The sequence below is a fragment of the Stenotrophomonas sp. YJH_SMC_133 genome (genome assembly GCF_059370655.1).
The window spans coordinates 265,525-278,049 of record NZ_JCAFTW010000007.1; the positions used below are offsets into that span (position 1 = coordinate 265,525).

Genomic DNA, 12,525 nt, shown 5'->3' on the forward strand with positions numbered 1-12,525 from the left:
GCAGGGCGAGGGCGGCAAGGGTAGCGCATCGGCGCCGGGTATCATGGGGGCATGGCAAAACTCCTGCTCAATCTGCGCAATGTCGGCGACGACGAATATGCCGATGTCTGCACGCTGCTCGACCAGCACGGCATCGCCTGGTATCGCACCGAACCCAGCCCGTGGGGCATCTCCAATGGTGGTCTGTGGCTGCGCGAGGACGCCGATCATCCACGTGCGAAGGCGCTGATGGCGGAATACCAGGCCGAACGCGGGCCGCGCATCCGTGCCGAGCGTGAGCAGGCATTGCGAGATGGCACGGCGGAGACCTTCGGCAGCCTGTTCCGGCGGCGGCCGGTCTACGTGGTGCTGGTGCTGCTGGGGATGGCCGGTGCGGCGGCGCTGGTGCTGCTGCCGTTCGTGCTGTTGCGGGGGTAATGGGGCTTCTGGCCGGGTTGCACCCGGCACCCGCAGACGCAACGGCAACAGCAACGTCAAAAGCCGGGCTTCAGTGGGAGGGTGGGGCGGTGTGGACAGGCGGGGGACGGCAAAAGCTGCTCCTGCGTGCCTCGTAGAGCGCCATCCATGGCGCTCTGCGCCCCCGCCTGCCCACACCGCCCCACCCATGACAGATTCCGGTTGTTTGCCGGGCTTGGGGTCGGGTCCCTCTGCTGCGCAGAGGGCTCTGACCCCTGAATCTGCCCGGAGGGGCGGCAGGCGCTAAAATGCCAGGATGATCGCCAATACTGCTGCCTACCATTTCGCCGTCATCGACGCTCCCCAGGCCCTGTGCGACCAGTTGCTGGCGCGTGCCGAGGCGGCGCAGTTGCGGGGCACGATCCTGGTGGCGGGCGAGGGGCTGAACCTGTTCCTGGCGGGTGCGCCGGAGGCGGTCGAGAGTTTCTACGCGGCGCTGCGTTCTGACGTGCGGTTTGCCGATATGCGGGTCAAGACCAGCCTCAGCGAGCATCAGCCGTTCGCGCGGCTGAAGGCCAAGGTGAAGGACGAGATCATCAGCTTCCGCCGTGACGACGGTCAGCCGCTGGACTATCCGCGCGCGCCGGCGGTCGATCCGGCCACGGTGCAGCGCTGGTTGCGGCAGGGGCATGACGACGCCGGCAAGCCGGTGGTGATGCTCGATACCCGCAATCTGCAGGAAGTGGAGTACGGCACCTTCAAGGATGCGCTGGTGCTGCCGATTCACAAGTTCACCGACCTGCCCGAGGCGCTGGCGCCGCACCGCGAGGCGCTGAAAGACAGCACCGTGGTCAGTTTCTGCACAGGCGGCATCCGCTGCGAGAAGGCGGCGCTGTGGATGGTCAACGACGGCATGGACAACGTGCTGCAGCTGGACGGTGGCATCCTCGGCTACTTCGAGGAGGTGGGCGGCGAAGGCTACGAAGGCCGCTGCTTCGTGTTCGATGAGCGCGTGGCGCTGGATGCCGAGCTGAAGCCAATGGTCGACCAGCCGCTGCCGGAGCCACGCCCCAGCGCGTTCTGACGCTTCCGCGGTAGAGCCGGCCGCTGGCCGGCTGCGAAGCCATCTACCTGTATGCCGGCCAGCGGCCGGCACTACCAATCGCGCTTGGCGCGGATCAGGCCACCCCGGATCGGCCCGGTCAGCCCTGAACCCGCCACACGGGAATCAGCATCCCGCCATCGTCACTGGCCGCAGCGCCTGGCCGACCCCATGCATGGGAGATCCTGTGACGGAAAAAACGCCTGATGATCCCGTTGTCGATCCTTGACCTGGCCCCGGTCTGCGAGGGCAGTGACACCACCGCCGCTTTCGCCAACATGCTGGAACTGGCCCAGCATGCCGACGCGCTGGGCTACCGCCGCTACTGGCTGGCCGAACACCACAACATGCCGGGCATCGCCAGTGCGGCCACCGCCGTGCTGATCGGCCACGTCGCCGGTGGCACAAAGCGCATCCGCGTCGGTGCCGGCGGCATCATGCTGCCCAACCATGCCCCGCTGCAGGTGGCCGAGCAGTTCGGCACGCTGGCTTCGCTGTATCCGGACCGCATCGACCTCGGCCTGGGCCGTGCACCCGGTACCGACCAGCCGACCGCGCGTGCGCTGCGCCGCTACTTCGACAGCGCCGACCAGTTCCCGCAGGACGTGCGCGAGCTGCTGCATTACTTCGAGCCGGTACAACCCGGGCAGGCGGTGCAGGCGGTTCCGGGTGGCGGCCTGCGGGTGCCGACCTGGATCCTCGGTTCGAGCCTGTTCGGTGCGCGCATGGCCGCCTCGATGGGCCTGCCGTATGCGTTCGCCTCGCACTTCGCACCCGACGCGATGGATGAAGCCGTTGCTGTATACCGGCGCGAGTTCCGCCCCTCGGCCACGCTGAAGCAGCCGCACGCGATGCTGGCCCTGAACGTCGTTGCCAGCGACAGCGAAACCGAATCGCGGCGCCTGTTCACCAGCCAGCAGCAGAGTTTCGTGAACCTGCGTCGCGGCCGACCGGGCAAGATTCCGGCACCGATCGACGACATCGAGTCCTTCTGGGAGCCGCACGAAAAACTGGGCGTGGAGCGGGCGCTGGCCTGCACCGTGCTGGGCGATCCGCAGCAGGTGGCGGAGGGCATCGCCGCGTTCGTCGAACGGCACAAGCCCGACGAGCTGATGCTCACCGCCAACCTGTACGACCACCGCGCGCGCCTGCGCTCGTTCGAACTCACCATGCAGGCCTGGCACGCCCGCCACGCGGGCTGAACAATTGCGTCACGGCCCATTGCGGCCGAACCGCGTCTGATGGGGGCTCATATCGAAGGAGCCCCCACATGGCCGACACCCGTGCCGAACACATCGCCCAGCTGGCCGAACTGATCAAGGACGTGGAGGTGGCGATGTTCACCACCACCGGCGTCGATGGCCGCCTCTACAGCCGGCCGTTGGCCACCCAGCAGGTCGCCTTCGACGGTGACCTGTGGTTCGTGATCACCGGCGACAGCCCCAAGGTGGCCGAGATCGCGCTCGACCCGCGGGTCAACGTGGCGTATGCCTCGCCCTCGAAGAACACCTATGTGTCGGTGGCGGGGCGGGCACGCGTGGTCGATGATCGCGCGAAGATCGAGGAGCTGTGGTCACCGGCGATGAAGCTGTTCTTCCCCGGTGGCAAGGATGACCCCAACCTTCGCCTGATCCATGTGCGCGCCGACAGTGCCGAGTACTGGGACGGTCCGGGCACGCTGCTGGGCAAGGCGTTGACGTTCGTGCTGTCGGCGGTGCAGGACGAACCGGCGGCGCTGGCCGACAACGGTTTCATTGATCTTCGGTGATGACCGATGTCCGGTATTGGTAGTGCCGGCCGCTGGCCGGCAGCCCTGGAAACGTGGCAGCCGGCCAGCGGCCGGCTCTACCGGATTCCGGATCAGAACCAGCGCTGGAACAGCTCCACCGTATAACCCACCAGCTGCCCCGAACTGAAACCGAAGAACGCGATCGCTGCCACGGCGGCAATCCAGTTGAACAGCATCAGCGCGCCATCGCGTTCCAGCAGCGCCAGCGAGAACAGCAGCAGCTGGAAGCCGAACAGGAAATTGGTGAAGGGAATCGGCAACGACAGCAGCAGGCCCAGCAGCACCAGCAGCAGGCCACTGAAGGCGTGGGCGGGCAGCGGTGTCAGCAGTTGCGGCAGGCGGGGTTTCAGCATCTTGTCCAGGCGCCGCAGCGGTCGGTCGATGCGGTCCAGGAAACGATGCATGGTGCCGCGCTTCGGCCCGCGGCGGGCGATGAAGCCGGGCAGCCAGGGCCGGCGCAGGCAGAACAGCATCTGCAGGCCGATCAGGACCACCAGTGGGCCGCTGACCGCGCCGCCCATGCCCGGGATCGGGATGAACGACGGCAGGATCGCCACGAACAGGAACACGCCGAACGCGCTCTGCTGCAGGTTGCCGAGGATCTGGCCCAGCGGCATGTGCTCGGCGGGATCGCCAGAGGCGAACATCTCCAGCAGGGTACGGATGCCCTCGTTGCGATAGGCCGGGCGCTCGTCGCCCGGACCCTTGCCGGGCTCAGGCGGTGAGCTCATCGGCCTGCTCGTCGGACAACGTGCGCAGCAGCAGCTTGTCCACGCGCGCACCGTCCAGGTCAACCACTTCGAAGCGCCAGCCCGCCCAGTCGAAGTACTCGCCTGCGTGCGGAATGCGGCCGAAGTAATGGATGCACATGCCGGCCAGCGTGTAGTAGTCGCCGTCCTCGGCGTCGGGCAGGTCGTTGCTGCCGATCAGTTCGCGCACGTCTTCGATCGGCAGCGAGCCGTCCACCAGCAGCGAGCCGTCTTCGCGGGTCACCACCAGCGCGTCCTCGTCGGCGTTCTCCACCGCCTGCAGGCGGCCGACCACCGCGCCCATCAGGTCGCTGATGGTCACCAGGCCCTGGATCTCGCCGTACTCGTCCACCACCAGTGCCATCGACTGCTGTTCCTCGCGGAAGATTTCCAGCAGCTTCATCGCGTGGGTCGATTCGGAGACGTACAGGGGTTCGCGCAGGGTCTGGAACAGCGCGTTGTCGCCGCGCGCCATGCGCGTGGCCAGCGATTTCAGTTCGAGCACGCCGACCACGTCCATGTCGTTGTCGCGGTACACCGGGTACCGGGAGAACTCGTGTTCGGCCATGATTTCCAGGTTGCGCTCCAGCCCGGCCTGGGTATCCAGCCACGCGATGCGGTTGCGCGGGGTCATCAGGCTGTCGGCGGTGCGGTCGCCCAGGCGCATGACGCGGTTCATCATGTCGCGCTCGTGGGCATCGATCACGCCGGCCTCGTGGCTTTCGGCGACCAGCATGCGGATCTCTTCTTCGGTCACCGAGGCGACTTCATCCTTGCCCAGGCCGAACAGGCGCAGCACCAGCTGGGTGGTTTTGGACAGCAGCCAGACGAAGGGCAGGGCGAGCTTGGCCAGCCAGCTCATCGGCATCGCGACCAGGCCGGCAATGGCCTCCGAACGGGTCAGCGCCAGGCGCTTGGGCACCAGTTCGCCGAAGATCAGCGTGATGAAGGTGATCAGGCTGACCGCCAGCGCGGTACCGATGTTGCCGGCATAGGCGAAGCCCGGCATCAGGCCCTGGATCCAGCCGGCGAAGGCTTCGCCCAGCGCTTCACCGCCGAGGTAGCCGGTCAGCACGCCGATCACGGTGATGCCGATCTGCACGGTGGACAGGAAGCTCTCCGGCTTCTCGGACAGCTCCAGCGCCTTGGCCGCGCGCTTGGAGGTGGCGGCCATCTGCTTCAGGCGGCTCTTGCGCGAGGTCATGACCGACATCTCGGACATGGCGAAGAAGCCGTTCAGCAGAACAAGCGCAAAGACAATCAGGATCATTTCAAACACGGGCGTCGTCCCCGGTTGGTGGCAGGGAGGGCGGGTGCTTGCGATGGCGGCAGGCGCTCAGGAACGGGGTCCGGCGCGGCGCTGGGGGATAAGGGTCGTCGTCCATAGGATGCGCCCGAAGGCGCGCTGGCATCTTAGCAAAGGGGCATGGCAGGGTGGCAACCGCCTGTTCAGGTTCAGGGTTCCGAGCCCCGGAAAGGGGGCGGGGATACCCGTGATGGTCATCTAGCCGTCATAATTCCGTCTGGTGCCGTCCTTCCCGCGACGGCTGACAGGTTTCTCAATGTTCTCTCTGCAGACCATTTTCGGTTCCGGCAAACAGTTCTACACCCTGCTCGATGAGGCCGCCGTCGCGGCCTCCGACGCCGCCAAGGCGCTGCATTCCATGCTGCGCGAGGCCGACCGCCAGCCCGCGCTGGACGCCTTCAAGCTGGCCCGCCTGCGCGAGCGCGCGGCCTCGGACAAGATCAGCCAGGCGCTGGTGGACAGCTTCATGACCCCGATCGAGCGCGAAGACATCGAAGCGCTGGGCTCGGCCCTGTACAAGATTCCCAAGCAGATCGAGAAGTTCGCCGATCGCTATTCGCTGGCCACGACCCACCTGGAGCACATCGACTTCGCGCCGCGCGCGGCGATGCTGGAACAGGCCGCCGGCGTGGTGGTGGAGATGGTGGCCGACCTGCGCCACATGAACCTGGACCGGATGACCGCGCTGAACGAGAAGCTGCGCTCGCTGGAAAACGAGGCCGACCGCCTGATGCTCGAGCTGTACCGCGACATCTATTCCGGCCGCCTGGACAACCTGCAGATGTTCCTGCTGAAGGAATTCTTCGAGATCCTGGAAAAGGCCATCGACCGTTGCCGCGAGGCCGGCGTGGTTGCGTACCAGATCGTGTTGAAGAACAGCTGACGGACGCCGCCGCATGTTGACCCTTGTCCTGGTGGTGATCCTGGCCGCACTCGTCTTCGAGTTCATCAACGGCTTCCACGACACCGCCAATTCCATTGCCACCGTGGTCGCGACCAAGGTGCTCTCGCCCGGCTGGGCGGTGATGCTGGCCGCCTTCATGAACCTCATCGGTGCGCTGACCGGCACCGCGGTGGCGCTGACCATCGCTTCGGGCCTGCTCAACACCAACGTGGTCGAGGTCACCCCGCAGGTGATCCTGTGCGCGCTGCTGGGCGGCATCATCTGGAACCTGATCACCTGGTGGAAGGGCCTGCCGTCCTCGTCCTCGCATGCGCTGATCGGTGGCCTCTGCGGCGCCGGCCTGGCGGCGGCCCACAACAACTGGGACGCCCTGATCTGGTCCGAGCGCCTGGGCAGCTGGGCGCAGAACAAGGGCCTGCTGTGGAAGGTGTTCGTGCCGATGATCACCTCGCCGATCGCCGGTTTCCTGCTCGGCATCGTGGTGATGGTGCTGCTGTGGGGCCTGATCGCCGGCCTGGCCAGGATCGGTGGCGCCATCGGTCGCCTGGCCCGCCCGCGCATCGTCAATGCCTTCTTCGGCAAGGCCCAGATCGCCTCGGCGGCCTACATGGGCTTCGCCCACGGCCACAACGATGCGCAGAAGACCATGGGCATCATCGCCATGACCCTGATCGGTGCCGAGGCCACCGGCGCACTGGATGACCTGCCGTCCTGGCTGGCCTTCATGCACCCGGACGCGCACGCCGGTGACGGCATCGCGATGTGGATCGTGCTGACCTGTGCGGTAGTGATGACTGCCGGTACCGCCTCGGGCGGCTGGAAGATCATCAAGACCCTGGGCCACAAGATGGTCAAGCTGCACCCGATCCACGGCTTCGCCGCGGAGACCAGCTCGGCCACCATCCTGACCCTGGCCGCCCACTTCGGCATGCCGGTCTCGACCACGCACAGCATCTCCACCGCGATCATGGGCGTCGGCTTCGCCAAGAACCCGCGCTCGCTGAAGTTCGGCGTGATCGAACGCATCGTCTGGGCCTGGATCCTGACCATCCCGGCAGCCGGCGGCTGTGCGTACCTGATCCTGAAGCTGTTCGAGCTGTTCGGCTGGACCTGATCGCCACGCCAGGGTTGCAAACGAAAAAGCCCGCCGGTATCCGGCGGGCTTTTTTCATGGGCAAAGAATTTTCCGCACACATCGTGTCGACCAAGGTCGACACCTACCAGAGCAGAAGCAGGGATCCGATCCCGTGCCGACCAACGGTCGGCACCCACCAACAGCAGCAGGAACCTGTCAGCGGCGGGGTGGGGTGGATATGCAGGACCGTTGGCGCCATGGATGGCGCCATCGAGCCCCCATGGACGGGTTTACGGCGTGTCCTGCATATCCACCCCACCTTGCCAGCCCCCAGGAAGCCCGCTTTTGCAGTGGCAGTGGCCGTGGCAGTCAGCGGGTGCCGGGCCGCAGGCCCGGCCGAACCCCTCAATTACGCTGGAACAGCGCCTGCACATCCTTGCGGAACGCCGCCTGGCTGTCCGTCCGGCTGTAGAACATGTGCCCGCCCGGATAGCTCCGCACCTGCACCCGGTCCGGGTTGCTGCCCATCGCCGGCATCTGGTCCACCGTCAGGATCGAGCCCATGAACGGGCACGACAGGTCGTTCCAGCCATGCACGATCAGCACCTGCAGATGCGGATCGATCGCCACCGCCTGGCGCAGCTGGGTCACCGCACCCTGGCGCAGCTCGCCGTTGCGGTCCCACAGACGATTCACGTCGTAGTTCAGCGCCTGGTAGCGCGCATCCACCTTCCAGCCGACCACGCGCGTCACGAAGTCGACCATCGCCGTGGTGGTCGGCGCAATGATGCTGTCCAGCAGCGGATCATTGGCGCGCTGCTCCGGGTCATTCGGGAATGGATCGAACGCGGTCACATTGGAGTCGTAGCGGCTGCCCAGCGTGCCCTTGTCGCGGAATACTTCGCGCAGGTAGGCCTGGGTTTCAAGACGGCCACCGGCACGGCGCACGAACTGCGGGTCAAGCCCGGTCAGCTCGGTCACCCGGCGCAGCATCGCCTCGGTCGCCTGCGGATCGCTGCGGCCCTTCATCAACGCGGTGGCGTAATCGCCACGGGTGTACTCCACCACCTCGCGCATTGCCGCGTCGGTGAGCCTGCCCTGGCGCTCCAGGTGCGCCGCGGCGATCGACGGCAGCGTCTGCATCCATGCCATCGGCGAGACGTCGGCGTTGTCTTCCAGCGTCGGGCTCAGGTACGGCGAGACCAGTACCAGGCCGTTCATCGCCACGCCCAGCCGGGTCTGCAGGAAATGGGTGATGCGCGGGCCGCGATAGCCGCCGTAGCTTTCGCCGGTCAGGTACTTGCGTGACGCCATGCGCTGGTTGCGCAGCAGCCAGTCGTAGATCGAGCGCGACAGGTACTCGATGTCGGCGCCGGGGTTGTACAGCTGCTTCTTCGCCTCGTCATCGCCGATGCGCGCGCGGCTGAAACCGGTGCCGACCGGATCGATGAATACCAGGTCGGTGAAATCCAGCCAGGTGCCCGGGTTGTCATGCAGGGTCGCGGGCGCCGAGGCGCTGTCGCCTTCCGAACCGAAGGTGACCACCTTGGGCCCGATCGCGCCCATGTTGAGGTACACCGACGAGGCACCGGGGCCGCCATTGAGCGCGAACGTCACCGGCCGGTCCTTGCCCGGCATCGTGTACGCAGTGAACACCACATCGGCGATGACCTTGCCCTTCTCATCGCGCACCGGCAGGGTGCCGACGGTGGCGGTGTAGTCCAGGGTGCGGCCGGCCAGGCGCATGCTCTGGCGCGCCGACGCATCGGCAGGCAGCGCAGGCGCGTCGGTCCTGTCGTCTTTCGAATCGGGCTTGGTGTCAGCGGCGGGCGCGGCCAGCACGCTGGTGGGGGCGATGAGCAGGCCGACGCAGAGCGCGGCAGTGTGCAGCAGGGACTTCATGGCACCGGATCGGCAGCGGAAGGGGGGTCCGATGCTAGGCCGGTGGAGTGCCATGCCGTATGTGTCCAAAGGCATGGCCACGTTCTGCAGCGGCTTGCGGCCAGATTGGATCAAACGGGCAGGGTGGCTGCCGCTTCGTCGTTGGCCAGCAGGCCATAGACGGCCGAGTCCGAAAGCTCGCCCTGGATGCGCCAGCGCTGGCGCAGCACCCCCTCGCGGTGGAAGCCGAGGCGGTCAAGCACATGTGCCGAGGGTACGTTGCGTGGATCGATCTCGGCTTCGATGCGGTGCAGGTGCAGGGTGTGGAACAGATAGCCCAGCATCTGCTGCAGGGCCTCATGCATGTAGCCCTGGCCCTGGCGGTCGGGCGCCAGCAGATAGCCGATCTCGGCCCGCATGGCCTCACGATCAATGGCGAATGCGACGCAGACGCCCAGCAGTGGGCCGTTGGGTGATTCGCGCAAGGCCAGCTTCAACTGGGTGCCGATCGCGTGCGCGGCAAGGTCGTCGTCGATCTGTTCGCGGGCTTCGGCCGGTCGTGTCCAGGCCGGATGGTTCCACCAGCGCATCACGTCCGGATTGGATTGCAGCGCGAACAGCGCGGCCGCGTCGTCACGGCGGATCGGGCTCAGCACCAACCGCGCGCTGTGCAGCGGCAGGGCGGGAAACAGCAGCGAGTGGCTGGCCAATACGATGGTCCACACGGGTGGACGCGCATTATGCCGCCGCCGGGTTTGCCGATGGCGGCGTAATGCCAAGGGCGCATGAGCCGGTAATGGCGGACGCTGGCCGGCAGTCGAGGTTGCCGGCCAGCGGCCGGCACTACCGGGCAACCGGGTCAGAGCCCTTTGCCACAAAGGGATCCGACCCCGTGCCGGGATCAGACTTCCAGCGAGGCCAGGTCGCCCTTGCTCTCCAGCCAGCCCTTGCGGTCGGAGGCGCGCTTCTTGGCCAGCAGCATGTCCATCAGCGAGCTCGTCTGTTCGCGATCGTCCACGGTCAGCTGCACCAGGCGGCGCGTATCCGGGTGGATGGTCGATTCGCGCAGCTGCGGCGGATTCATCTCGCCCAGGCCCTTGAAGCGGGTGACGTTGATCGCGCCCTTGATCTTCTCGCGTTCGATCTTGTCCAGCATCGAGCGCTTTTCTTCCTCGTCCAGGGCGTAGAACACCTGCTTGCCCACGTCGATGCGGAACAGCGGCGGCATCGCCACGAACACGTGGCCGGCATCGACCAGCGCCGGGAAGTGCTTCAGGAACAGTGCGGTCAGCAGGGTTGCGATGTGCAGGCCGTCGGAGTCCGCGTCGGCCAGGATGATGACCTTGCCGTAACGCAGGCCGCTGATGTCGTCCTTGCCGGGGTCGCAGCCGATGGCGATGGCCAGGTTGTGTACTTCCTCCGAGGCCAGCACGCTGTTGGACGAGACTTCCCAGGTGTTCAGGATCTTGCCGCGCAACGGCATGATGGCCTGGAAGTCCTTGTCGCGGGCCTGCTTGGCGCTGCCCCCTGCCGAGTCACCTTCCACCAGGAACAGCTCGGTGCGCGACAGGTCCTGGCTGATGCAGTCGGCCAGCTTGCCGGGCAGGGCCGGGCCCTGGGTGACCTTCTTGCGGACGACCAGCTTCTCGGTCTTCAGGCGTGCGCTGGCGCGCTCGATGGCGATCTGCGCGATTTTCTCGCCCAGCTCGACGTTCTGGTTCAACAGCAGGCTGAAGGCATCGTGGGCGGCGCCTTCAACGAAGCCGGCGGCTTGGCGCGAGGACAGGCGTTCCTTGGTCTGGCCGCTGAACTGCGGGTCGGTCATCTTCAGCGACAGCACGAACGACACTCGGTCCCATACGTCTTCCGGGGCCAGCTTGACGCCGCGCGGCAGCAGGTTGCGGAAGTCGCAGAACTCGCGCAGCGCCTCGGTCAGGCCGGTACGCAGGCCGTTGACGTGGGTGCCGTGCTGGGCGGTGGGAATCAGGTTGACGTAGCTTTCCTGCACCAGCTCGCCTTCCGGCAGCCAGGCCACGGCCCAGTCCACCACCTCGGTGTCCTTCTTCAGGTTGCCGACGAACAGGTCGGCCGGCAGCGATTCGCGTTCGCCCAGTTCCAGCTTCAGGTAATCGCGCAGGCCGTCTTCGTAGTACCAGGTGTCGACTTCACCGGTGGCCTCATCGGTCAGCTTGACCGTCAGCCCCGGGCACAGCACGGCCTTGGCGCGCAGCAGGTGCTTCAGCGCGCGCACCGCGAACTTGGGCGTGTCGAAGTATTTCGGGTCAGGCCAGAAGCGCACGCGGGTGCCGGTGTTCTTCTTGCCGACGCTGCCGACCACTTCCAGCGGCGTGGCGCGGTCGCCGTTGCGGAAGGTGATGCGGTGCTCGGCACCTTCGCGCTTGATGTGCACTTCCACCAGGGTCGACAGCGCATTGACCACGCTGACGCCGACGCCGTGCAGACCGCCGGAGAAGGTGTAGTTGTTGTTGCTGAACTTGCCGCCCGCATGCAGGCGGGTGAGGATCAGCTCGACACCCGGGATCTTCTCTTCCGGGTGGATGTCCACCGGCATGCCGCGGCCGTCATCGCTGACCTCCACGCTGCCGTCCTTGTACAGGGTGATCTCGATCGAGCGGGCGTGGCCGGCGAGGGCCTCGTCCACCGAGTTGTCGATCACTTCCTGCGCCAGGTGGTTCGGGCGCGCGGTGTCGGTATACATGCCGGGACGGCGCTTGACCGGGTCAAGGCCGGACAGGACTTCAATATCGGCGGCGTTATAGCGGGCGTTCATCTGTCTTCGAAAGCTTGGAGCGACGGGCAAGTGTGGGGTCTGGCACGGGATTTTGCACGCCTGCGGTTCAGTCTCGGCGACGCAGAGGGGGTAAAATGGCAGCCGCTGGAATCTGAATGCCGGCGACCCCCGTTGGGTCGAAACATCCAAGCCATACCGCGAGGAGGACCTCATGAAGAAGTTGCTGACCATTGCGATCCTGGCCGCTGCCGCCGTTGCAGTGCCGCTGGTGGTGGCGCAGTACGCCGGCCAGCCGGCCCCGCAGCAGGGTGGCCAGGCGGACAAGGCGCAGGCCGAAGCCGATGCCAAGGCCAAGCGCCGCGCCCAGGCCAATGCCGAAATGAAGGCGCAGGGCCAGCCGGCCCCGCAGCAGGAAGAGGAAGAAGAGGCGAGGAAGAAGAAGTAATTCTTCCGCCCTCCGAAGCCCTTGCCGCAAGGGATTCGCCCCCCGACGCCCCGCCCAGCGGGGCGTTTCTTTTGGGTGATGGCCGCAACTGCCCCTTGGGTTGGCGGCCATCAATCTGTAAACTAT

At 66.4% G+C, this 12,525-nt stretch carries 12 protein-coding genes; 7 read left to right on the forward strand and 5 right to left on the reverse strand.

Features of this window, described 5'->3' with window-relative positions:
- Positions 1-51: 51 nt before the first annotated feature.
- From AC5P78_RS12445 to AC5P78_RS12460, 4 genes are all read left to right on the forward strand, one after another.
- Positions 52-417: a DUF6164 family protein gene (locus tag AC5P78_RS12445; RefSeq protein ID WP_005408987.1), complete on the forward strand. Its 366-nt coding sequence runs from the start codon at positions 52-54 to the stop codon at positions 415-417.
- Positions 418-712: 295 nt separating this feature from the next.
- A complete protein-coding gene (locus tag AC5P78_RS12450; RefSeq protein WP_138969711.1) occupies positions 713-1,480 on the forward strand; it encodes a sulfurtransferase in 768 nt (255 codons plus the stop codon).
- A gap of 224 nt (positions 1,481-1,704) precedes the next feature.
- Positions 1,705-2,700: an LLM class flavin-dependent oxidoreductase gene (locus AC5P78_RS12455; RefSeq protein ID WP_005408989.1), complete on the forward strand. Its 996-nt coding sequence runs from the start codon at positions 1,705-1,707 to the stop codon at positions 2,698-2,700.
- A gap of 68 nt (positions 2,701-2,768) precedes the next feature.
- Positions 2,769-3,266: a pyridoxamine 5'-phosphate oxidase family protein gene (locus AC5P78_RS12460; protein ID WP_005412916.1), complete on the forward strand. Its 498-nt coding sequence runs from the start codon at positions 2,769-2,771 to the stop codon at positions 3,264-3,266.
- Between the two features lie 92 nt (positions 3,267-3,358).
- Here AC5P78_RS12460 and AC5P78_RS12465 read toward each other — a convergent pair whose 3' ends face one another.
- Positions 3,359-4,018, reverse strand: a complete 660-nt coding sequence (locus tag AC5P78_RS12465) for an exopolysaccharide biosynthesis protein (RefSeq protein ID WP_065183389.1) — start codon at positions 4,016-4,018, stop codon at positions 3,359-3,361.
- Positions 4,002-5,306, reverse strand: a complete 1,305-nt coding sequence (locus AC5P78_RS12470) for a hemolysin family protein (protein WP_005408992.1) — start codon at positions 5,304-5,306, stop codon at positions 4,002-4,004. The genes AC5P78_RS12465 and AC5P78_RS12470 overlap by 17 nt, the downstream gene beginning before the upstream one ends.
- Positions 5,307-5,598: 292 nt before the next feature.
- Between AC5P78_RS12470 and AC5P78_RS12475 the strand changes: the two genes are divergently transcribed.
- The gene (locus tag AC5P78_RS12475; protein ID WP_004152833.1) at positions 5,599-6,225 is read left to right on the forward strand and encodes a DUF47 domain-containing protein; all 627 of its coding nucleotides are present in this window, start codon (positions 5,599-5,601) and stop codon (positions 6,223-6,225) included.
- 13 nt (positions 6,226-6,238) lie between these two features.
- Positions 6,239-7,360, forward strand: coding sequence for an inorganic phosphate transporter (locus tag AC5P78_RS12480; RefSeq protein WP_495217216.1), 1,122 nt, complete (start codon positions 6,239-6,241; stop codon positions 7,358-7,360).
- 366 nt (positions 7,361-7,726) lie between these two features.
- Here AC5P78_RS12480 and AC5P78_RS12485 read toward each other — a convergent pair whose 3' ends face one another.
- The 3 genes from AC5P78_RS12485 to parE form a co-directional block, all read right to left on the reverse strand.
- A complete protein-coding gene (locus AC5P78_RS12485; RefSeq protein WP_059033941.1) occupies positions 7,727-9,223 on the reverse strand; it encodes a S10 family peptidase in 1,497 nt (498 codons plus the stop codon).
- 110 nt (positions 9,224-9,333) lie between these two features.
- Complete coding sequence (locus AC5P78_RS12490; RefSeq protein ID WP_012479721.1) at positions 9,334-9,912, reverse strand: GNAT family N-acetyltransferase; 579 nt, start codon at positions 9,910-9,912, stop codon at positions 9,334-9,336.
- 191 nt (positions 9,913-10,103) lie between these two features.
- Positions 10,104-11,993, reverse strand: coding sequence for a DNA topoisomerase IV subunit B (gene parE / locus AC5P78_RS12495; protein ID WP_005408996.1), 1,890 nt, complete (start codon positions 11,991-11,993; stop codon positions 10,104-10,106).
- A gap of 172 nt (positions 11,994-12,165) precedes the next feature.
- Here parE and AC5P78_RS12500 point away from each other — a divergent pair, with 172 nt between their 5' ends.
- Positions 12,166-12,399 carry a hypothetical protein gene (locus AC5P78_RS12500; RefSeq protein WP_495217217.1) on the forward strand — a complete coding sequence of 78 codons (234 nt, stop codon included), beginning with the start codon at positions 12,166-12,168 and terminating at the stop codon, positions 12,397-12,399.
- Positions 12,400-12,525 lie beyond the last annotated feature (126 nt).

Excerpts from the sequence above, each read along its gene's own strand:
- AC5P78_RS12445 (WP_005408987.1), top strand. The coding sequence starts at position 52 with ATGGCAAAACTCCTGCTCAATCTGCGCAATGTCGGCGACGACGAATAT.
- AC5P78_RS12450 (WP_138969711.1), top strand. The coding sequence starts at position 713 with ATGATCGCCAATACTGCTGCCTACCATTTCGCCGTCATCGACGCTCCC.
- AC5P78_RS12455 (WP_005408989.1), top strand. The coding sequence starts at position 1,705 with ATGATCCCGTTGTCGATCCTTGACCTGGCCCCGGTCTGCGAGGGCAGT.
- AC5P78_RS12460 (WP_005412916.1), top strand. The coding sequence starts at position 2,769 with ATGGCCGACACCCGTGCCGAACACATCGCCCAGCTGGCCGAACTGATC.
- AC5P78_RS12465 (WP_065183389.1), bottom strand. The coding sequence starts at position 4,018 with ATGAGCTCACCGCCTGAGCCCGGCAAGGGTCCGGGCGACGAGCGCCCG.
- AC5P78_RS12470 (WP_005408992.1), bottom strand. The coding sequence starts at position 5,306 with ATGATCCTGATTGTCTTTGCGCTTGTTCTGCTGAACGGCTTCTTCGCC.
- AC5P78_RS12475 (WP_004152833.1), top strand. The coding sequence starts at position 5,599 with ATGTTCTCTCTGCAGACCATTTTCGGTTCCGGCAAACAGTTCTACACC.
- AC5P78_RS12480 (WP_495217216.1), top strand. The coding sequence starts at position 6,239 with ATGTTGACCCTTGTCCTGGTGGTGATCCTGGCCGCACTCGTCTTCGAG.
- AC5P78_RS12485 (WP_059033941.1), bottom strand. The coding sequence starts at position 9,223 with ATGAAGTCCCTGCTGCACACTGCCGCGCTCTGCGTCGGCCTGCTCATC.
- parE (WP_005408996.1), bottom strand. The coding sequence starts at position 11,993 with ATGAACGCCCGCTATAACGCCGCCGATATTGAAGTCCTGTCCGGCCTT.
- AC5P78_RS12500 (WP_495217217.1), top strand. The coding sequence starts at position 12,166 with ATGAAGAAGTTGCTGACCATTGCGATCCTGGCCGCTGCCGCCGTTGCA.